This is a genomic window from Ruegeria sp. BB10, assembly GCF_056535725.1.
In genome coordinates this window covers 841587-862302 of the sequence record NZ_JBQFIW010000001.1, presented here as the reverse complement: position 1 = coordinate 862302, position 20716 = coordinate 841587, and the positions used below count along the sequence as shown (strand labels likewise).

Here is a 20716-nt window from a genome sequence, read left to right as displayed (position 1 = left end):
CCCATATGGCGCAATACCGGGAATATTTCCTATATTGCAGGTCAAGTCAAACCAAGCGGAACAGAACATGCAGTTTACGCATTCATATGATGGCACAGGGCACGTCGACTTTGTCGGCGCAGGTCCGGGCGATCCGGAATTGCTGACGCTCAAGGCGCTGAAAGCCTTCGCGCGCGCTGACGTCGTACTGCATGACCGCCTGATCAGCGCCGAGGTTCTGGAACTGGCTGGCAAGACCGCCGTTCTGGTCGATGTTGGCAAGGCCGGGTTTGGTCCGTCATGGAAGCAGGAAGACATTGATGCCCTGCTTGTGGATTACGCTCTGAAAGGTCAGCGCGTGGTACGGTTAAAGTCTGGCGATCCGACCGTTTTCGGGCGCCTGGATGAAGAGATCGAAGCGGTTGAGGCCGCAGGCATCACCTGGCAAATCGTGCCTGGCATCACTGCTGCGTCGGCAGCCGTCGCCGGGATTGGTCAAAGCCTGACCCGCCGTGGCCGCAACTCGTCCGTGCGCATCCTGACCGGCCATGACATGAAAGGATTTGCCGATCACGACTGGGCCGCGCTGGCACGTGCTGGTTCCGTTGCGGCGATCTATATGGGTAAGAAATCCGCCCGCTTCATTCAGGGCCGCCTGATCATGCACGGTGCCGACCGGGACACGCCGGTGACGCTGGTCGAAAATGCCTCGCGCCCCGATCAACGCATTCTGGCTACCAATCTGGACCAACTGCCCAATGACCTGGCCGCCGCTGAAATGGACGGCCCCGCCCTGACCTTTTATGGCCTCGCCCCGCGCCAAGCGGCCCAGGCCCTGACCGAATTCAAGAAGGAGCACGCCTGATGGCCCGCGCTTTTACCCCCAAAGTAGTGACCGCCAACGATCTGTTGGAAGGTGACGTCATTTACCTGACCGAGGACGACCGCTGGTCGCGTGATCTGCGCGAAGCGGAACTGATCACTGACGAAGCACATGCGCAGGTTCGCTTGCTGGATGCCCAACGCCAGGCCAACAAGATTGTCGGTGCCTATCTGGCGGATGCCGTCGCTGGCGCAACCGGCCCCGAACCCACCCATTTCCGCGAGGATTTCCGCCGTACCGGCCCGTCAAACTATGCCCACGGCAAGCAGGAAACAGCAACGCAGCCCCGGGCCTGACCTCTGGCCTAATCTCTCCCCTTCAAGGCCCCTTGGTATCGGGGCTGCAACTAAGGACAGCTAGACATGTATCGCTACTCCGAATTTGACCACGATTTTCTGGCAGAGCGTAACGCACAGTTCCGCGCCCAGGTCGAGCGCCGCATTGACGGTTCGCTGACCGAAGATGAATTCAAGCCCTTGCGCCTGATGAACGGCCTGTATCTGCAGTTGCACGCCTATATGCTGCGCGTCGCGATCCCTTACGGCACGCTGTCCAGTGCGCAAATGCGCCAGCTGGCTCTGCTGGCCGAGAAATGGGACAAGGGCTATGGCCATTTCACCACCCGCCAGAACATTCAGTACAACTGGCCGAAACTGAACGACGTTCCGGATATGCTGGACGCGCTGGCCGAGGTTGGCATGCATGCCATCCAGACCTCGGGCAACACCATCCGCAACGTGACAGCCGACCATTTTGCCGGCGCCGCGGCTGATGAGGTCGCCGATCCACGCCCCTATGCCGAACTTCTGCGCCAGTGGTCCACCGACCACCCGGAATTCCAGTTCATGCCGCGTAAGTTCAAGATTGCCATCACCGGCTCGGAAGAGGACCGCGCCGTGATCAAGGCGCATGACATTGGCCTGCAACTGATCGAGCGTGACGGCGTTCTGGGTGCTCGCGTTATCGTGGGTGGTGGTCTGGGCCGCACGCCGATGATTGGCAAGGAACTATCCGAATTCGTCGCCTTTGACGACCTGTTGGCGTATCTCGAAGCCACCGTTTCTGTGTGGAACCAGATCGGTCGCCGCGACAACAAGTACAAGGCGCGCATCAAAATCACCGTGCATGAGCATGGTATCGACGCCATCCGCGCCAAGGTGAACGAACGCTTCCTGAAGGTTCGCCCGCAGTTCAAAGGCGCGGATATGAACCTGCTGGAAGAAATCAAAGGCCACTTTGCGCCTCCGGCCTTCCGTGAAGGTTCGGTTGCCTCGTTCGAGAGTGCCTACACCAATGATCCGGTTTTTCGGTCGTGGGTCGACACCAACATCGCGCCACACAAGAACGCAGACCATGCGATCGTCACGATCTCGATCAAAAAGCACGGCCAGACGCCGGGCGATGCAACTGCCGAGCAAATGCGCGTAATGGCCGATCTGGCCGAAGAGTTCGCCTATGACGAACTGCGCATCAGCCATGAGCAGAACGTGATCCTGCCGCACGTCCACAAGTCGGACCTGCCCGCGATCCACGCGAAGCTGAAAGAGTACGAGCTGGCGACCGCCAACATCGGCCTGATCAGCGACATCATCGCCTGCCCTGGCATGGACTACTGCGCCCTGGCGACAGCGCGCTCAATCCCTGTTGCCCAGGAAATCGCGACTCGCTTTGATGACCTCAAGCTTGAGCATGATATCGGCCACCTGAAGATCAAGATCTCGGGCTGCATCAACGCCTGTGGTCACCACCACGTTGGTCATATCGGTATTCTGGGTCTAGACCGTGCAGGCGTCGAAAACTACCAGATCACTCTGGGTGGTGACGGCACCGAGAACGCGGCCATCGGCGATCGCACGGGTCCCGGCTTTGCCTATGACGAAATCGTGCCTGCCGTGGAACGCATCGTTGACACGTATCTTGAGCAACGCGAAAGCGCAGAGGAAGAATTCCTGCAAACCTATCGCCGGGTAGGCATGGCACCATTCAAGGCTGCCCTCTACCCCGAGGCGCAGGCCAATGCCGCTTGACCTAATCCAGACGGAACTGGGTAAAGATCGTGCTGAACTGACCGAACAGGTCGAAGCACTGAACGCCCAGTTCCGCCATCACAGCGCTCATGATGTGATGCACGGCGCGATTGAAGAGATCGACGAGCTTGCTCTGGTCTCAAGCTTTGGGGCTGAATCGGTTGTGCTGCTGCATATGGCGGCTGTGGTGAACAAGGCCACACCGGTTTTGTTTGTGGATACGCAAATGCTGTTTACCGAAACGCTGGAATACCAGCAGGAGGTGAGCGAGCGTTTGGGCCTGTCGAATGTCCGCATCATTCGGGCCGAGGACGAAGACCTTGAGCGTGACGACCCATACGGTGCTTTGCGGCTGAACGACATGGATGCGTGCTGCAACCTGCGCAAGACCTTCCCGCTGCAAAAGGCACTGGCGGGATTCGACGGCTGGATTACCGGGCGCAAACGGTTCCAGTCCGGCTCGCGGTCCGCCCTGGATTTCTTTGAGGTCGAGGACGGAACCGGTCGGATCAAGGTCAACCCGCTGGCCCATTGGGCGCCCGAAGATGTGCGCGCCTATATGGAAGAGAACAACCTGCCCCGGCATCCGCTGGTGGCCAAAGGATACCCTTCGATCGGTTGTGCGCCCTGCACCTCGCCGGTCAAAGAGGGCGAAGATCCCCGCGCCGGACGTTGGCGCGATCAGAACAAGGAAGAATGCGGCATCCATTTTGTCGATGGTAAGATGGTGCGCGCAGGAGAGAAAACATGAACGTAATCGTAACGGATACGGGGTTCGCCCCCGATGACTGGACCGATGGCTTTGTCACACTGGAAGATGCGGCCAATGACGTGGTCGCACTTGACGTGGCCTCGGATACGGACCCGGATGAGTTGTTTGACCGCCTAGGCAACGCCAAAATGGTGCGTGTGGATTTTCCATCCTCGGCCGATGGTCGCGGCTTCACCATTGCTCGCGTCCTGCGCCTGAAGGGCTACACCGGGCGCTTGCGTGCCAAGGGCCATGTGCTGGCCGACCAATATGCGATGGCCCGCCGCAGTGGCTTTGACGAGGTCGAGATTGATCACGCGCTTGCCAACCGCCAGACGGAAGATCAGTGGCTGGCCCGCGCTAACTGGAAAGATCACCACTATCAGGACCGCCTGCGCGGCTGAGATCGCAATCGCCAGCTTGTGACTAAAGGGGGCAAACTGTCCCCTTTTCCTGCCTTGAAACAACGTTTAAACGGAGATGCCGGTCACGCTGACCGACAGTGAAACCATGACAGAGATGAAGCCCGTGACCGAAGCAACCGCCGTGAAGGCCCCCGTTCTGCCGGACGCCCAGACCGTAACCGACGTCAAACACTGGACCGACAGCCTGTTCTCGTTCAAGGTGTCGCGCCCTGCCTCGCTGCGGTTCCGCTCGGGTGAGTTCGTGATGATCGGCCTGTTGGGCGACAACGGCAAGCCGCTGTTGCGCGCATATTCCATCGCCTCGCCATCTTGGGACGAAGAGTTGGAGTTCTACTCGATCAAGGTGCAGGACGGCCCGCTGACTTCGAAACTGCAGCACATCAAGCCGGGTGACCAGATCATCCTGCGGCCCAAACCCGTTGGCACGCTGGTCCATGACGCCCTGCTGCCCGGCAAACGCCTGTGGTTCTTCGCCACCGGCACCGGCTTTGCGCCATTCGCTTCGCTGCTGCGCGAGCCGCAGACCTATGAGGATTATGACGAGGTCATCATCACTCATACCTGCCGCGAAGTGGCGGAACTGGAATATGGCCGTCAACTGATTGACAGCATCCGTCAGGACGAGATGCTGGCCGAATTGATGGGTGAAGGCTTTGCCGACAAGATTCGCTATTACCCCACCACGACCCGCGAAGAGAGCCCCAAGATGGGCCGCATCACCAACCTGCTGAAGGACGGGACCGTGTTTGCCGATCTGGGCATCGAAGGCGGCATCAACCCTGACACCGACCGTGCCATGGTCTGCGGTTCGCTGGCCTTCAACCTGGACATCAAGGCGATCCTGGAAGAGTTCGGCCTGCGCGAAGGCGCCAATTCCGAACCCAAGGAATTCGTGATCGAAAAGGCCTTTGTGGGCTGATCTTCTGTCGCGGGCCGCTGGAATTACCGTGGCTCGCGCATAAACCCGCTGCAAACCTGTGAATTTCAGCCATTTCCGCGCGGATGGCGCTTGAAACGGGCCGCGCAGCAGTCTAAATTTCGGGCTCGAAATTCTGCAATCATCAAAGGAATGAACCAATAGCTCGCAGACCTCACAACGCGCCGCCGCAGCGAGACACCGGCCCGCGCGTCAATGATAAGATACGTGCCCCCGAAATTCGCCTGATTGGCGCCGAAGGTGAAAACGTCGGGGTGGTTCATCCCGCCAAAGCAATGCAAATGGCCGCCGATGTCGGACTTGATTTGGTTGAAATCTCGCCCAATGCGAACCCGCCTGTCTGCAAGATCATGGATTTCGGCAAGTTCAAGTACGAACAGCAGAAACGCGAAAGCGAAGCACGCAAAAAGCAAAAAATCATCGAGGTGAAAGAGGTCAAATTCCGACCCAACACCGACACGCATGATTATGATGTGAAAATGCGCAACGTGTTCAAGTTTCTTGAAAACGGCGACAAGGTCAAAGTCACCCTGCGTTTCCGTGGTCGTGAGATGGCGCACCAGAACCTGGGCCGTGAGTTGTTGGAACGCGTGGCCGAAGACGTCAAGGATCTGGGCAAGATCGAAAACATGCCCAAAATGGAAGGCCGTCAGATGATCATGATGATCGGGCCTCTGCCACAGAAATAAAGTTCTCACAGAATGAATGATTAATGCCCCCTTTTCATAAGGGGGCTTTTTTCATTTCAAACGCGTTGTCCCATACCGCTAGATCACGGACGCAATAGCCTTGCTCAGCTTGCTGACCATCTCATCAATCTGCGCGTCTTCGATGATGAAGGGCGGTGCCAACAGGATGTGATCCCCCAGCTGCCCATCGCGTGTGCCAGACATCGGATAGCAGATCAGGCCTTCGGCCAGCGCGGCCTTTTTGATCTTGCCAGCCACCCCAAGCGCGGGGTCAAGCGGTGCCTTGGTGTCACGATCCGCCACCAGTTCAATGCCCCGGAACAATCCCCGACCCCGAATATCGCCGACATTCGGATGCTGGCCCAAAGCAGCCTCAAGTTTGGATTGGACCCTTTGACCCATGACCGCCACCCGAGCAGGCAGATCGCGTTGTGTCATTTCGCGGACAACTGCCAGGGCTGCCGCTGTCGCGACCGGATGGCCGATATAGGTGTGGCCGTGCTGAAAAAAACCAGACCCATTGCGGATCGCATCAAAAATCTGTGCGGTACACATCATCGCGCCGATGGGTTGGTATCCAGCGCCCAGCCCTTTGGCGATGCATAGAATATCCGGGGCAACCCCATCGTGATCACAGGCAAACAGATGCCCGGTCCGCCCCATGCCGCACATCACCTCATCCAGGATCAACAACACACCATACTGGTCGCAGATTTCGCGGATGCGTTTGAAATACCCTTCAACCGCTGGCACCGCGCCCAAGGTTGCGCCAACAACCGGCTCGGCCATGAACGCCATCACGGTATCAGGACCCAGCCGCAGGATCTCGGCTTCAAGCTCATTGGCCACGCGCTGACCGTAGTCAAAGCTGCTCTCGCCGTCGGGTTTCTCCGCGTATTCATAGCAGGGCGCGATATGAGTCATCTCGATCAGCATCGGTGCGAACTGCGCCCGCCGCCACGCGTTGCCTCCGGCTGACAAAGCCCCCAAAGTGTTCCCGTGATAGCTCTGCCGCCTGGCAATTACATGTCGCCGCTCAGGCTGGCCAATTTCCAAATAGTACTGCCGCGCCAGCTTGATCGCAGCCTCGGTCGCCTCGGATCCACCCGACACGAAATACACCCGGTCCAAGTCACCCGGAGCATGCTCGACCAGCAAATCCGCCAACGCTTCGGCCGGTTCCGAGGTCATGAACCCGGTATGCGCAAAGGCGATCTGCTCGACCTGTTCCTGCACTGCCCCGATGACGGATGGGTTGGAATGCCCCAGACACGACACCGCAGCATCACCACAATCCAGATAGCGGCGGCCCTGCGCATCAATCAGGTAACACCCGTCCCCACCAGCCGCGATCGGCAGCTCTGATTTTGTATGGCGTGGAAATACGTGACTCATTTGACTGCCCTTTCCAGCTTGTCAACAAGCGCCGACACCGACGCGGCATTGTCTTTCCAAAGGGTTCCGCTCTCATCGGTCAGGCTGTTTTCAAACCCGACGCGAACGTCCCCGCCCTCCCCAGCAGCGTATGCCAGACAGGCATGTTCATGCGCGCCAAAGGCACACACCATCCATGGCGACAACCCTTTGGGAAATCTGTCCAGGTCCTGCGGGGTAGATTGCTGACCGGCCGTATAGCGCCCCAGAACAAAAATACACTCCGCCTGATTTTCACGCACAATTCCGACCTTTTGCCATTGCGCCAGCAAGTCGGCATCGTCAGCATCGTACAGAATATGCTGCACCCGCGTCCCCTGCGCGGCACACAGACCGTAAACCCGATCGGCCAATTCAGGCGAGCGCGCAATCTCCCGTATGGAAATCGACGCCCAATCCGGGCACACCTGCTCCAGACACGCAAACTGGGCGACCACATCGAACACGCCCGCGGCCTCGGTCGTGATTTGCAGATCCAGCCCGGGTACACTCTGACGCAGCGCGGCCATCGTTTCCCGGTATTGACCAGCGTCCAGAGAATGCTGCCCCTCCGCATCCCTGATATGCAGATGCAATCCGTTCGCGCCCACCGCAAAACAGGCGCGTGCGGTCTGGATAATCTGATCAGTGGATACCGGCAATTCCGGGTGATCCGACACCCCACGCCGCGCGCCATTTGGGGCGACAAGAACATAGGGCCGTCCAACAGTTTGGGTTTTTGATTGCGAGTCCGACATGCACATTCCTCGACTAATACTTGCCCTATCTAATCTGCCAAAAATTGTTTTTTACTTGCTAATTGCATAACATTTGTTTTTTTACAGCTATGAACAGCACACCAACCCAGATCATCGACCATCTGCGTCAAGAGATTGAACAGATGCCAGCTGCCCTGCAAGCTGCTGCCAAATACATCATCGACTACCCCGGAGATTTCGGCCTTGATCCGATCCGTACCACAGCCACCCGGATCGGCGTCAGCTCGAATGTTCTGGTTCGATTGGCGCGACGCATGGGTTTCGATGGTTTCGAGGCCTTCCGCACCCCGTTCCGAAATGCTCTGGTTACCGACAGGGAAAGCGATCTGGGACAAGATTGGCTGACAGCCCTTCAATCCGAGGATGCTTTTGGCACCTTTCAAGCCAAACTGGTGCAGAACGAACAGAACGTCGTCACACGGTCGCTGCGCCTTATGAAACTCGAAGGAGTGCGCGAGGCCATCCAGTACATGAACACGTCTCACCGGTGTTTCGTGACGGCCACGCGCGCCAGCTATGCGCTGGCCTATTATTTTTCCTATACAGGGCGCATGGCGCACCCGGGCATTCAACTGGTGCCGCGCCATGTGGGATCCGCAACTGACGACCTATTGGATGCGGACCAACAGGATTGCCTGATCGCCATCACTGTTCATCCCTACTCGGCAGATACAATCCAATCGATGCGAATTGCGAAGCAACAGGGGCTGCGCCTGATCCTGATCTCGGACAGTGACGTGATTGCACCAGGTGTCGAGCCTGATGTTGCCTTCACCGTCAGCACCCGCGCCTTGCACCCGTTTTCCTGTTTCACAGGCGCAATGGCCGTTCTGGAGTGCCTGCTGGGTCATCTTTTCGACGCAGGAGGTGACGCGGCCCGTCAACGGCTGGAAGCCTATCAAAAAGCCCGCGAAGACACCGGCGCATACTGGCAGCCCTCAAAACCCCCAAAACTACGCCGTACGTAAAAAGCCCCGACTTGCGGCCGGGGCTTCTGGGGTTTTCTACCATTCACATACAGGCTTCGACGGCCCGTTTTGTCATGACACCAACAAGATGCGCGCGGTATTCTTTGCTACCATGCAGATCACCGATCATGTTTGCCGGATTGATACGTAGATCCATCAGAGCATCGGCCCTGAACTCTTTGTTCAAAGCTTCCTCCGCTTCGGACCAACGGAAGACACCGTCTTCACTGGCGCCGGTCACAGCAACGCGCACCCCATCCGCAAAACGTGCAAGGTAGACGCCAACCAGTGCAAACCGCGACGCAGGCTGGAGGAACTTCTGGTAGCTCGCCGCCTGTGGCACCGGAAACCGGACTGTGGTGATGATCTCACCTTCATCCAGCGCGGTTGAGAACATCCCTTCAAAGAAATCATCCGCCGCAATCTGGCGCGTATTGGTGATAATTGTCGCGCCCGACCCCAAAACGCCCGCCGGATAGCAAGCTGCAGGATCGTTATTGGCAACCGAACCGCCAATGGTGCCGCGATTGCGCACCGCGGGGTCACCAATCTGACCAGCCAACGCCGCCAGTGCAGGATAGCTGCCCGCCGCCTCTGCCGCGACGGTTGCATGTGTTGTCGCTCCCCCAATCGACACCGAGCCGTCGTCGTCGACACATACACCCTTCATCTCGGCAATCCCGCTCAGCGAGACCAGAGCGGAAGGTGCCGCCAGCCGTTGTTTCAGCGTCGGAATCAGTGTTTGCCCACCTCCTAGGGCTTGGGCATCCTCAACCGCCAGAGCAGCAACCGCATCCGCAATGGTCGAGGGTTTCTCAAACTCGAAATTGTACATTTCGTCTTCCTTTCCGAAAGGCGCGGAACCGCCCTTCATCTGGCTGTAATTATTCCGGAGAGCGCGAGGGATGGCCCCTCGCACCCCAAACCACTCAGCTGTTCATCGCCGCCCAAACGCGCGATGGGCTCATTGGCATGTCGATGTGATCCACCGCCTTGCCACCCGAGTTCAGCGCATCCAGCACCGCGTTCACCACTGCGGGCGGCGAACCGATCGCGCCAGCCTCACCACAGCCTTTGACACCCAGCGGGTTGTGCGTGCAGGGCGTTTGGCTGGAGTGGTCGACCGCATAGAACGGAACATCATCGGCACGCGGCATGGCGTAATCCATGTAGGAGGCGCTCAGCAGCTGGCCGTTCTCGTCAAATGCGCAATTCTCTAACAGCGCTTGGCCAATTCCCTGACCGATACCACCGTGCACTTGGCCATCCACAATCATCGGGTTGACGATGTTGCCGAAATCGTCCGCGGCAGTGAACTTTTCGATGCTGACCTGTCCAGTTTCCGGGTCGACCTCAACTTCACAGGCATAGGCCCCTGCGGGGAAAGTAAAGTTGGCCGGATCATAGAACGCGGTTTCCTCCAGTCCCGGTTCGACCTCCAGCGGGTAATTGTGCGGAACATAAGCCGTGAGGGTCACATCTCCCCAAGCAACCGATTTATCGGTTCCTGCGACACTAAACTGACCGTCCTTGAGTTCGATATCAGCCTCGGACGCTTCAAGCAGGTGCGCCGCGATCCGCTTGGCTTTATCGATTACTTTCTCGGTTGCTTTGACCATAGCCGAACCGCAAACCGCCAGCGATCGGGATCCATAGGTTCCCATACCAAACGGAATCTTGGAGGTATCGCCATGCACGATCTCGACCATCGACTCATCGATACCGATCATATCGGCCACAACCTGCGGGAAGGCCGTCTCATGACCTTGTCCGTGGCTGTGTGCTCCTACCATTACGCTGATTGAGCCGGTGGCGTTCACCCGCACCGTCGCCGCATCGTAAAGACCCGCGCGGGCCCCTAGCATGCCGACGATGTTTGACGGAGCAATCCCACAAGCCTCGATGTAGCAGTTGAGGCCAAGCCCGCGCAGCTTGCCCTTTGCCTCGCTTTCCGCACGACGCGCGGCAAACCCTGCAAGATCGGCCGCAGTCTCAAGCTTGTCCATCGTCCCGTTGTAGTCCCCGGTGTCATAGGTCAGCGCCACCGGCGTGTCATAGGGGAACTGGGTGACAAAGTTCTGACGGCGCAGGGCAATCGGATCGACGCCCAACTCGCGCGCAGCCTTGTCCACGACACGCTCCAGTTGGAATGTCGCCTCGGGCCGCCCTGCTCCTCGGTACGCATCCACCGGCACCGTATTGGTGAACATCGCCTTCACGTTGACCTGAATAACCGGCGTCTTGTAATTGCCCGCCATCAGCGTGCCGTGCAGCCATGTTGGAACCGAGCTTGAGAACGTCGACAGATAAGCGCCCAGATTGGCAAAGGTGTTGGTGCGCAGACCGACAAAGTTATTATCTGCATCAAGCGCCAGCTCGATGGTGCTGACGTGATCGCGGCCATGGGCGTCCGACATAAAAGCCTCGGACCGGCTGGACGACCATTTGACCGCACGGTTGCAGGCCTTGGCGGCGAAGGTGCAGAACGCCTCTTCGGCATAGTGGAAAATTTTGGTGCCAAAGCCGCCGCCGACATCCGGAGCCACAACGCGCACCTTATGTTCGGGCAGGCCCAGAACAAATGCACACATCAGCAACCGGATCACATGCGGGTTTTGTGACGTTGTGTACAGCGTATATTCATCCGTGCTGCGCTTGTATTCGGCTACGGCCACGCGCGGCTCCATCGGGTTCGCCACCAGACGGTTGTTCACAAGATCCAACGTGGTCACATGCGCCGCATTGGCGAAAACCTCATTTACCTTGGCATCATCTGCCTCACCCAACTGCCAGTCATAGCAGATGTTGTTCTTCAGATCGTCATGAACCAGCGTCGCGCCATCCTGCGCGGCGGCTTTCATATCCATGACGGCAGGCAATTCCTCGATGTCGACGTCAATCGCCTCGGCGGCATCACGTGCCTGTTCAAGACTGTCAGCGACAACCGCCGCAATCGGGTCACCCACATGGCGTACCTTGCCTTGCGCCAGAATGGGGTGCGGCGGCTCTTGCATAGGCGCGCCATGCTTGTCGGTGACTTCCCAGCCGCAGGGCATTCCCCCCACACCTTCGAAATCTTTACCGGTGAATACCTTGACCACGCCGGGCATGCCCTCGGCGGCCGAGGTGTCGACGCTTTTGATCCGTCCATGCGCGATGTCGGAACGCAGAAAATGTACATAGGCCTGGCCGGCCACGTTAATATCGTCGGTATAATTGCCGTCTCCGGTCAGAAAGCGCACGTCTTCGCGGCGCTTGGAACTGGCTCCGATGCCACTGTCTTTGGGCATTGCTTGTTCTCCTCCCAATAACGGATGCTTATGCACCCTTTGTCATCCCACGGGCGTCTCGCTAACGCCCGCAGCGGCATCATTCGGCAGCGATGCTGCTGACGTCCTGGCCTGACGCGGCCATGATCGCCTTAACGATGTTGTGGTATCCGGTGCAACGGCACAGGTTGCCTTCCAGATACTTGCGGATTTCAGCTTCGGTCGGGCGCGGATTGTCTTTCAGCAACGCCGCCGTACTCATCACCATGCCTGGCGTACAGAAACCGCATTGCAACCCGTGATGATCCTGAAAGGCCTGTTGGATGGTGTTGAGCGAACCATCGTCGTTGGCCTGCCCTTCAATCGTGCCAACATCTGCGCCGTCAGCTTCCAGCGCCAGCATGTTGCAGGATTTGACCGCCTCGCCATTCACATGGACCACACACGCGCCGCATTGTGCAGTGTCGCATCCTACATGCGTTCCGGTCAGTGACAGATGATCGCGCAGAAAACTGGACAGCAATGTCCGGCCCTCGACATCACCGCTCACGGATTTTCCGTTCACGGTCATTGAGACCTGTGTCATTCGCTCCTCCCAAAATGAAATTCCCTGGCCCGAGTTAAACACGGGAATTTTTGTTTGAGAACAAAAATATTTAGCGATTTGCCCAGGAGGTCATTTGGTTAGCCTTCATAAGTATTACGTTGACTCAGAAAGGCAAATTATCGCCGCGATGCCCGCGGTTGCGGCCGCGTCGGAATCTCTTTAAGCAACCCACCCACGCCCATTGCGGCAATGTCTGTTCCGGTCGTGTTGATCCCGCAGGCCACACGAGACAGCACCCAATCGGCCCCGTTCAACGCTGGTGACCGCGCGCATCCCGGCAACCCGATCACCGGTCGTGATCCAAGCGAGCCAAGAAATAGCAGATTGCCCGGATCGACCGGCATGCCGAACCGATCCACTTGCCCACCTGCGGCCCGCACCGCCTGAGGGGCGACATCAGCCACATCCGAGGTGGCCGACCCGGTCAGGATCATCGCTACCTGGCCTTGTATCTCAGAGACAGCTTGCGCAATCGCATCCGTCTGGTGCGGGACGATGCGGACATCGGTCATCTCCATCCCCAGTGCCTCGACCCGGCCCCGGATTGCGGCAATGCCTTTTTCATTCGAAGGCCCGCCAGGAATGTCGGTCACCACCAGCCCGGCTTTTTTGTAAACTGGTGTGGCTAGGCGGATGGCACCCTTTGCCACTTGTGAGGCTTCAAGAACGTCCGCTCTTGGAACGGCATAGGATATGACTTTGATCGTCGCGACCATACCTCCGGCGCCCATCTGCTGATGTTGCGGCACGGTGGCAACTGTGATCATTGGGTTGACCTGATTGAACGCCTCAAGCGCTTCGACTTTTAGAACCACAACACCCGGCCCGTCCGCTAACAGATTCACGCGCCCGGTGAACGGCTGGGTCACCCTGAGCGCGGCAGCTTTCGGATCGGGCGCCAGGGCATCGGCCAGCATCCCAGCGGCCTTGTCCTCATGACAATCTCCGGGCTCCAGCCGGGCGACCGTGACGGCCTCATACCCAGCGGCGGCCAGTTGTTCCTGATGCTCGGGTGTTAGAACGATCCCTTTGCGCAGTTTGGCGTCCTGGACCTGCACGGAATGCGCAAGGATGGCTCCGGCAGCTTGATCGACGGGAACGGGGCCGAACTTCACGCTTTGCCTCGCAGCACGGCTGTCATTTGCGCCAAAATGGCCACGGCGATTTCCGAAGGCCCCGCAGCCCCGATATCCAACCCGATGGGGCCATGAATGCGGGCGATCTGTGCGTCGGTAAAGCCGGCCTCTTTCATCCGTGCCACCCGCTTGGCATGAGTTCGGGTCGATCCCAGGGCGCCGATATAGAACACGCCCGCCTGCAAAGCTGATTCCAAGGCTGGATCGTCCAGCTTTGGGTCATGGGTCAGCAGCACCACCGCCGTGCGCGCGTCCAAGCCCAGTTTGGCCACCGCCTCATCCGGCCAATCGGTCAAAATCTTCTCACCCGGAAATCGTGCGTCCGAAGCAAAGGCGTCGCGAGGATCGATGATAGCCGGGTCATACCCAGCGATCCGCGCCATCGGCACCAACGCCTGCGCGATATGGACCGCGCCAACAATGATAAGCCGCAGCGGGGGATTATGGACCGCGACGAATGTTTGGCCATCTTCCTCAAACCCCGAACGGTCCATACGCAACCGGTCTGCATAAGCGTTGCGACGCAGGGCTCGATGACCGGTTTCGATGTTCACTTCGTATGCCACGGGGTTACGCCCGGCACGCGCCTTAACCAGCTCACGTAGCATAGGTTCGGGCAGCACGCTGCCCACCGGCTCGACCAGAACCCGGATAGTACCACCACAGGCCAGACCCACGGCAAAGGCGTCCTCGTCGCTGACGCCGAATTCCAACAGGCGCGCTTCGCCTTCGTCGATCGCCTCCAGAGCCTCGACCACAACCGCGCCTTCGACACAACCGCCCGAGACCGAGCCTTCGATCCGCCCATCCGCACCTATGACCAGTTGCGCACCAACACGGCGCGGGGCACTGCCCCAGGTCTCCACCACTGTGGCCAGGGCTGTGGGCTGTCCTTCACTGAACCAGCGCAAGGCCGTTTCCGGGCTGTTGTCGAATCTGTCCATTAACACTCTCCGCCAGCGTTCTGACCCAACATAGGCAGGTTTCGCCATATGAAAAGGAAACCCGGTCATCAACTCTGTGCGTGAGTTCGAAGTTCGGAACCTTCGGCGCAATTTAGCCCGGATACCCGCCATAACCGCAAGGGATTGATTGTCACGGAGCCTGATTCTAGCTTACACGCGCGACTAGTGCATTCTAGTATGCGCATATTTTATTTTCGCAAGGGAGACAGAGACTTGAAACGCATTTTTACACTCGGAACAGCAATCGCCCTGTTGGCTTCAACCGCCGTCAGCGCGGATACCTTCCTGCGTTATGGCGAAGTTGAAGGGTGGAAGGTCTTCATCGACCAGGAAAAGAAATCCTGCCTGATCGAGGCCGTAGATAGCGCTGAAAACGTGGTGCAGATGGGGCTGACCGAAGATCGTGGCGTAGGCTATGTGGGCGTATTCACCAAAGCCAAGACCGACATCAAGCGTGGCGAAAAAGAAGCCGTGGCGATTCTGCTGGGCGACAACGTTTATGTCGGCGAAGCCACCGGCATGAAGGGTAACATTACCAAGGGCTATTCTGGCGGCTATGTTCTGTCAGATGATCCCCAATTCGCTGAGGATATCGCAAAACAAAAGGTCATGATCGTGTTCCCGGAAAAGGAATTCGCCTTCACCGTTGATTTGACCGGCACCTACAAGGCCATGGAAATGGCGCGTAAGTGCAACGAAGAACAGCTGGGCTAACGGTCAGCCGGAAAGCGCGGTCATCAGCCGCGCTTTCTCTCCCATGTCATCAGGCTTTGAGATTGCGGCGGCTAGGTCTTCCAGTGACGCAATTGAATGACCGGCGCGGAAACTGTCCACATGCGGCAGCATGGCCACCACGCCCTGCGCCTTGGGCATGAACCCATCCCAACGCAACAGAGGATTAAGCCAGATCAGACGGCGAGACGACAGATGAAGCCGTTCCACCTCTCGGCCCAAGGCGTCGGGGTCGCCGCGATCCAGCCCGTCCGAGATCAGCAAAACCACCGCCCCCTGCCCCATAACCCTGCGCGACCAATCGCGGTTGAACGCGTGCAGGCATTCTCCGATCCGGGTTCCGCCCTCCCAGTCTTGCGCTTCGGCACCAGCCGCAGCAAGTGCTGCATCCACATCGCGTTGTTGCAAATGACGGGTGATGTTGGTCAGGCGTGTGCCAAAGGTAAAGGCATGCACCTTGGCCCATCCCGCCCCCTTGGTGTTCGAAACAGAGTGCAGGAAGTGCAAGATAAGCCGGCTGTATTGGCTCATCGATCCCGAAATATCACACAGTACCACAAGGTTGGGCCAACGCGGCTTAGGCTTCAGGCGGGCGATATCGCGCAGTTCTCCGCCCTGGCGCATGGCCGCTCGTAAGGTCCGCGCACGGTCAATCCGGTGCCCCAGATGGCTGGCTTGCCCACGGCGGGATTCGATCGGTTTTACGGGCAACGCCAATCGCGCCAGCATGCGTTTGGCCTGCGCGATCTCGGCGGTACTCATCTGTTCGAAATCAAGGTTGCGCAACCGTTCCTCGGTCGACGCGGTTTTTGAGGCGTCGATCTCCAGCTCAGTTTCGCTTTCATTCTCGTCAACGTCTGGTGGATCACGCTCGACCCCGTCCAACAATGCCTCAGCTGCACGCTTTTCGGCGGCGTCGGCCTTGCGTTCCTCTTGCACGCCACGGATCGCGGGCAACATCAAGGACATCATATGTTCAAGATACCGCGGGTCGCGCCAATACAGGCGAAAGACCTGCGCAAACACCGTGCGATGTTCGGGGCGGTTCACGAAACAAGCGTGCAAGGTCCAGTAGAAATCCTGTTTCTCTGTAAAACCTGCTGCCTGAACGGCACGTATGGCATCAACCACCCGACCTGTCCCGATGGGCAAACCGGCCTTGCGCAAGGCTCGCGCAAAATGAGTGATGTTTTGCGCCAGCTTTGGATCGTCGGGGATATCAAGCGGTAGTTGTTCGGCCATCAGGCCAATTCCAGATCAGCTTTCGCCTGATCCAAAATCCGCTTAGCCTCGGACCCCTGCAGCTTTTGAATGTCGTCTTGGTATTTCAGGATCGCGCCCAGCGTGTCGCCGATCACTTCGGGGCTTAGGTTGATCACGTCCAGCGCCAGCAAGCATTTGGCCCAGTCTACCGTCTCGGCCACGCCGGGTTTCTTGAACAGATCCTCGGTGCGCAGACGTTGAACAAAAGCAACGACCTCACGGCTGAGCGCCTCGGTCGCTTCGGGGGCTCTGGTGTGAAGGATTTCGATCTCACGGTCGAAATCGGGATAGTCGACCCAGTGATATAAGCAACGCCGTTTCAGCGCGTCATGCACCTCGCGCGTGCGGTTTGAGGTCACGATCACGATCGGTGGCTGGGGCGCTTTAACAGTACCCAGTTCGGGAATGGTGACCTGAAAATCGCTGAGCGCTTCAAGCAAAAAGGCCTCAAAGGGTTCGTCGGTTCGGTCCAGTTCGTCAATCAGCAGGACCGGCGCACCATTTTCGTCCGGGCGCATGGCCTGCAGCAATGGGCGCTCGACAAGGTACTCATCCGAGAACAACTCAGACTGCAAGGTCCCGCGATCTGCTCCGCCCGCCGCCTCGGCCGTGCGGATCGCCACCATCTGTGCCGGGAAGTTCCATTCATACACGGCCGAGGACGCATCCAACCCCTCATAACACTGCAACCGGATCAGGCGTCGGTTCAACCCGGCGGCCATTGCCTTGGCGATTTCGGTTTTTCCGACCCCGGCCTCACCTTCCAGAAACAACGGCCGGCCCAATTTTAGCGACAGAAACACAACCGTAGCCAAGGCCCGCCCGCAGACATAGCCTTGCGCGCCCAGCATTTTCTGAACGGCGTCGATGGAATCCGGCTGTGTCATGTCAATCTTCTCCTTCGCCTCAACTGGTCATGGCTGTGTTCAAGCGTCAAGGCCATAGTCTTTCCAGACATACGGTGATCTGAGTCGTTGACAAGGTCTTTTCCGGCGGCGGGCTCTGTGCTAGCCGGTGCGCCATGACCGATAGCATCACGATCCGCCGCCCCGACGACTGGCATCTGCACTTGCGCGACGGCGCTATGCTGCAGGCCGTCTTGCCCGAAACCGCGCGACATTTTGCCCGTGCCATCATCATGCCGAACTTGGTGCCGCCGGTCGTGCGCGGCGATCAAGCCGCCGCTTATCGCAACCGCATCATGGCTGCTCTGCCAGAGGGTATGACGTTCGAGCCGTTGATGACGTTATATCTGACCGAGGACACTGATGCCGAGGACGTGGCCGCAGCGCATGCCAGCGGATTGGTCAAGGCGGTCAAGCTATATCCGGCGGGAGCAACGACCAACTCGGCCTCAGGCGTGCAGGATTTCGACAATGTCCGCTCGGTGTTGGAAAAGATGGCCGAGATCGGACTGCCCTTGTGCGTCCATGGCGAGGTCACCGACCCTGAGGTCGACATCTTCGACCGTGAGGCCGTGTTCATCGACCGTATTCTGGATCCGATCCGCAAGGCGACACCCGGACTGCGCGTGGTGATGGAACACATCACGACCAAAGACGGTGTGGACTATGTGAAATCGAACAACGCTGATCTGGGCGCGACCATCACGGCGCACCACCTGATCATCAACCGCAACCACATTCTGGTCGGTGGGATCAAACCGCACTACTACTGCTTGCCTGTCGCCAAGCGAGAGGAACACCGACTGGCGCTGCTGGCCGCTGCGACCTCGGGCGATGCGCGGTATTTTCTGGGCACCGACAGCGCGCCGCATACGGATGCCAACAAGGAAATGGCCTGCGGTTGTGCCGGCTGTTTCACCGCGACAAACACAATGTCGCTGGTGGCCGAGATGTTCGAATCACAAGGTGCGCTGGACAAGCTGGAAGGCTTCGTCTCGCTCAACGGGCCTGCGTTCTACCGCCTACCGGTGAACGAAGACACCATTACCCTGACCAAAGGCGCCCCCGTGGAATACCCGGATAAAATCGAGACCGAGGACGGCCCCGTGACGGTGTTTGAGCCGGGCTTCGCTTTGCACTGGCGCGTGGTTTAACCCGCCAGCATCCGTGCCAAATCGCGGGCGCGACCGCCGGTGCGCAGCATCGACCAGATCGCGTCCGCCTCTTCGCCACCGATCAGCTTGCCTGCCTTGCCGCGCACGCGGTCTTCGCGATCAGACAGGGTCATCGGTGCCATCAGATCATGCGTCGCTTCAAGCCGCGCCCCGTCGCGGCGCAACAGGGTCAGATGCGCCTGCGTTTCCGTCAGGGTCTCATCCGCCTCAACCGCGATCCTGTCGCGTAAGGATATCAGTCGCGGATCAGCACAGACCTTTTCCGAATAGCTGTCCGGCAAGGCCGTATCATAGCCAAGCGCCTGCATGGCGATCACGGTGCGATATGAAAACTTCGCCCCCAGCCCGGTCATCGGAGACATCTGGTTACAAACGCTCATCCAGCGCGGGTGGGTCTTGATCTTGATCTCGGCCACTTCGGGTTCGGCGATATCCAGATCACGCGCGGCTTCAAGCGCGGCGTGTAAGCCGTGGCAACAGGCATGGAACTTATGGCTGACTGTTTCGAACAGCCATTCATCGCCCAACCCATCTAAAGCGGTTTGCGCATCCGCCTGGCCGCTATGGGTCGCACCAAACCCATACTGACCTTCCAAAGCGTTCATGTTCGGCGTGAAGCCTTTAGCGATCAGCAACGCTGCCTCGACCCCGGCCGAGGCCGCAAGCCCTGCATTATAGGGTTTTCCCATTGTTCCGAATTGCGTCTTGAGGCCAGCCGCGCGGGTGGCCGTCAACCCAAGCGTTTTTTGCATCTGATCCGCGTCGAAGCCAAGGATGCGCCCTGCCGCAACGGCCGCACCGAACGCGCCTGCCGTAGCGGTTTGGTGAAACCCCGCCTGATAGTGATCCCGTCCAAGCCACAGCCCGACACGGATCGAAACCTCCATCCCCACCAGCGCGGCCTCAAGGAAATCGACCAGGATGCGGTCATCCCATTCGCTCAGCGCCAGCGCGGCGGGCAGAATCGCAACAGAAGGATGACCGATATGGGCAAAGTGCGTGTCATCGTAATCCAATGCATGCGACACGGTGCCATTGACCAATGCCGCCCCACGCAACGGCGCCGCCCCACCGCCAAAAAGATGCGCCTGCGCGGCGCCCTCTTCGCCTAAAACAAGGTCACGGACCGTTTTAGAGACAGGCTCATCAACCCCGGCCCGACCTACAGCAATCCAGTCTAATACAGACAAAGACGTGACGACTCGCGTTTGCATTGTCGTCTCGACGGGTCCGGCAGCAAACCCTGCAAGTGATGTGGAAAAATCGCTCATGGGCGCAGTCTAGCGTGCGCCGTATGCGGGTAAAGACCTAGCCGTACAAATCCGCAGCACGGGTTTCGAACGCCTGCACGATCCGGTGCATGGCCTCGTTGAACACAACACCGATGATACCTTGCAGGATGGCGTTCTTGAATTCAAAGTCCACATGGAAGGACACGTTGCAGCCCCCCTGAGGCGCGTCTTCGAACTGCCAATCGGATTTCATGTATTTGAACGGGCCGTCCAGATATTCCGTGTCGATCTTCATCTGATCAGGAAACAGCGTCACCCGGCTGCCAAACCTTTCACGGAAAACTTTGAACGAGATGATCAGGTCCGCCTCCATCACCTGCGCCTCGCCCGCGGCATAGGTCCGGCGAATACGGGCCGCGGCACACCAGGGTAGAAATTCGGGATACTTCGCCACGTCCGCGATCAGGTCGTACATCTGCTGCGCCGTATACGGCAGGTGGCGGGTTTCCGAATGAGTAGGCATGGCGTCCAGTATTAACAGGTGACAATGGCGCGTGATTTCGTATGTTGCGCGCCAAAGA

At 58.6% G+C, this 20716-nt stretch carries 21 protein-coding genes; 10 read left to right on the top strand and 11 right to left on the bottom strand.

Features of this window, described 5'->3' with window-relative positions:
* Positions 1-67 precede the first annotated feature (67 nt).
* The 7 genes from cobA (at position 68) to infC (ending at position 5691) form a co-directional block, all read left to right on the top strand.
* Positions 68-844 (top strand): uroporphyrinogen-III C-methyltransferase, encoded by a 777-nt coding sequence (gene cobA / locus ACR3EP_RS04295; protein WP_480636497.1) that lies wholly within the window; start codon positions 68-70, stop codon positions 842-844.
* On the top strand, positions 844-1158 hold the full coding sequence (locus ACR3EP_RS04290) for a DUF2849 domain-containing protein (protein ID WP_170348553.1): 315 nt from the start codon (positions 844-846) through the stop codon (positions 1156-1158). Before cobA ends, ACR3EP_RS04290 begins: the two co-directional genes overlap by 1 nt.
* Before the next feature lie 66 nt (positions 1159-1224).
* Positions 1225-2889 carry a nitrite/sulfite reductase gene (locus ACR3EP_RS04285; protein ID WP_170348552.1) on the top strand — a complete coding sequence of 555 codons (1665 nt, stop codon included), beginning with the start codon at positions 1225-1227 and terminating at the stop codon, positions 2887-2889.
* The gene (locus ACR3EP_RS04280; RefSeq protein WP_170348551.1) at positions 2879-3640 is read left to right on the top strand and encodes a phosphoadenylyl-sulfate reductase; all 762 of its coding nucleotides are present in this window, start codon (positions 2879-2881) and stop codon (positions 3638-3640) included. Before ACR3EP_RS04285 ends, ACR3EP_RS04280 begins: the two co-directional genes overlap by 11 nt.
* Entirely contained in the window at positions 3637-4044 is a 408-nt protein-coding gene (locus ACR3EP_RS04275; protein ID WP_170348550.1) for a DUF934 domain-containing protein, read from the top strand. Before ACR3EP_RS04280 ends, ACR3EP_RS04275 begins: the two co-directional genes overlap by 4 nt.
* 106 nt (positions 4045-4150) lie before the next feature.
* Positions 4151-4984 carry a ferredoxin--NADP reductase gene (locus ACR3EP_RS04270; RefSeq protein ID WP_480636495.1) on the top strand — a complete coding sequence of 278 codons (834 nt, stop codon included), beginning with the start codon at positions 4151-4153 and terminating at the stop codon, positions 4982-4984.
* Between the two features lie 116 nt (positions 4985-5100).
* Complete coding sequence (gene infC / locus ACR3EP_RS04265; RefSeq protein WP_437436676.1) at positions 5101-5691, top strand: translation initiation factor IF-3; 591 nt, start codon at positions 5101-5103, stop codon at positions 5689-5691.
* Between the two features lie 78 nt (positions 5692-5769).
* Here the strand turns inward: infC and ACR3EP_RS04260 are convergent, their stop codons facing one another.
* Entirely contained in the window at positions 5770-7086 is a 1317-nt protein-coding gene (locus ACR3EP_RS04260; protein ID WP_480636494.1) for an aspartate aminotransferase family protein, read from the bottom strand.
* Entirely contained in the window at positions 7083-7862 is a 780-nt protein-coding gene (locus ACR3EP_RS04255) for a beta-keto acid cleavage family enzyme (RefSeq protein WP_480636492.1), read from the bottom strand. The genes ACR3EP_RS04260 and ACR3EP_RS04255 overlap by 4 nt, the downstream gene beginning before the upstream one ends.
* Positions 7863-8005: 143 nt before the next feature.
* Between ACR3EP_RS04255 and ACR3EP_RS04250 the strand changes: the two genes are divergently transcribed.
* Positions 8006-8851, top strand: coding sequence for a MurR/RpiR family transcriptional regulator (locus ACR3EP_RS04250; protein WP_480636490.1), 846 nt, complete (start codon positions 8006-8008; stop codon positions 8849-8851).
* A 43-nt stretch (positions 8852-8894) separates the two neighbouring features.
* On the opposite strand, the gene ACR3EP_RS04245 is transcribed toward ACR3EP_RS04250, so the two are convergent.
* The 5 genes from ACR3EP_RS04245 to ACR3EP_RS04225 form a co-directional block, all read right to left on the bottom strand.
* Entirely contained in the window at positions 8895-9686 is a 792-nt protein-coding gene (locus tag ACR3EP_RS04245; RefSeq protein ID WP_170348546.1) for an FAD binding domain-containing protein, read from the bottom strand.
* Between the two features lie 94 nt (positions 9687-9780).
* Positions 9781-12141, bottom strand: a complete 2361-nt coding sequence (locus tag ACR3EP_RS04240) for a xanthine dehydrogenase family protein molybdopterin-binding subunit (RefSeq protein WP_480636488.1) — start codon at positions 12139-12141, stop codon at positions 9781-9783.
* 79 nt (positions 12142-12220) lie between these two features.
* Positions 12221-12706 (bottom strand): (2Fe-2S)-binding protein, encoded by a 486-nt coding sequence (locus ACR3EP_RS04235; RefSeq protein WP_170358232.1) that lies wholly within the window; start codon positions 12704-12706, stop codon positions 12221-12223.
* Between the two features lie 137 nt (positions 12707-12843).
* A complete protein-coding gene (locus ACR3EP_RS04230) occupies positions 12844-13842 on the bottom strand; it encodes a molybdopterin-binding protein (protein WP_480636485.1) in 999 nt (332 codons plus the stop codon).
* Positions 13839-14807, bottom strand: a complete 969-nt coding sequence (locus ACR3EP_RS04225; RefSeq protein WP_480636484.1) for an XdhC family protein — start codon at positions 14805-14807, stop codon at positions 13839-13841. The genes ACR3EP_RS04230 and ACR3EP_RS04225 overlap by 4 nt, the downstream gene beginning before the upstream one ends.
* Positions 14808-15041: 234 nt before the next feature.
* Here ACR3EP_RS04225 and ACR3EP_RS04220 point away from each other — a divergent pair, with 234 nt between their 5' ends.
* Complete coding sequence (locus ACR3EP_RS04220; RefSeq protein ID WP_170375108.1) at positions 15042-15542, top strand: hypothetical protein; 501 nt, start codon at positions 15042-15044, stop codon at positions 15540-15542.
* A gap of 3 nt (positions 15543-15545) precedes the next feature.
* Here ACR3EP_RS04220 and ACR3EP_RS04215 read toward each other — a convergent pair whose 3' ends face one another.
* Positions 15546-16802: a vWA domain-containing protein gene (locus ACR3EP_RS04215; RefSeq protein ID WP_480636482.1), complete on the bottom strand. Its 1257-nt coding sequence runs from the start codon at positions 16800-16802 to the stop codon at positions 15546-15548.
* The gene (locus ACR3EP_RS04210; RefSeq protein WP_226688515.1) at positions 16802-17710 is read right to left on the bottom strand and encodes an AAA family ATPase; all 909 of its coding nucleotides are present in this window, start codon (positions 17708-17710) and stop codon (positions 16802-16804) included. Before ACR3EP_RS04210 ends, ACR3EP_RS04215 begins: the two co-directional genes overlap by 1 nt.
* Before the next feature lie 134 nt (positions 17711-17844).
* Here ACR3EP_RS04210 and pyrC point away from each other — a divergent pair, with 134 nt between their 5' ends.
* Entirely contained in the window at positions 17845-18882 is a 1038-nt protein-coding gene (gene pyrC / locus ACR3EP_RS04205) for a dihydroorotase (RefSeq protein ID WP_480636480.1), read from the top strand.
* On the opposite strand, the gene ACR3EP_RS04200 is transcribed toward pyrC, so the two are convergent.
* Together ACR3EP_RS04200 and ACR3EP_RS04195 are read right to left on the bottom strand one after the other, a co-directional pair.
* Positions 18879-20174, bottom strand: a complete 1296-nt coding sequence (locus ACR3EP_RS04200) for an MmgE/PrpD family protein (protein WP_480636478.1) — start codon at positions 20172-20174, stop codon at positions 18879-18881. The two genes, pyrC and ACR3EP_RS04200, sit on opposite strands and share 4 nt — an antisense overlap.
* A gap of 37 nt (positions 20175-20211) precedes the next feature.
* A complete protein-coding gene (locus ACR3EP_RS04195) occupies positions 20212-20658 on the bottom strand; it encodes a type II toxin-antitoxin system RatA family toxin (protein WP_170393848.1) in 447 nt (148 codons plus the stop codon).
* Positions 20659-20716: the final 58 nt, after the last annotated feature.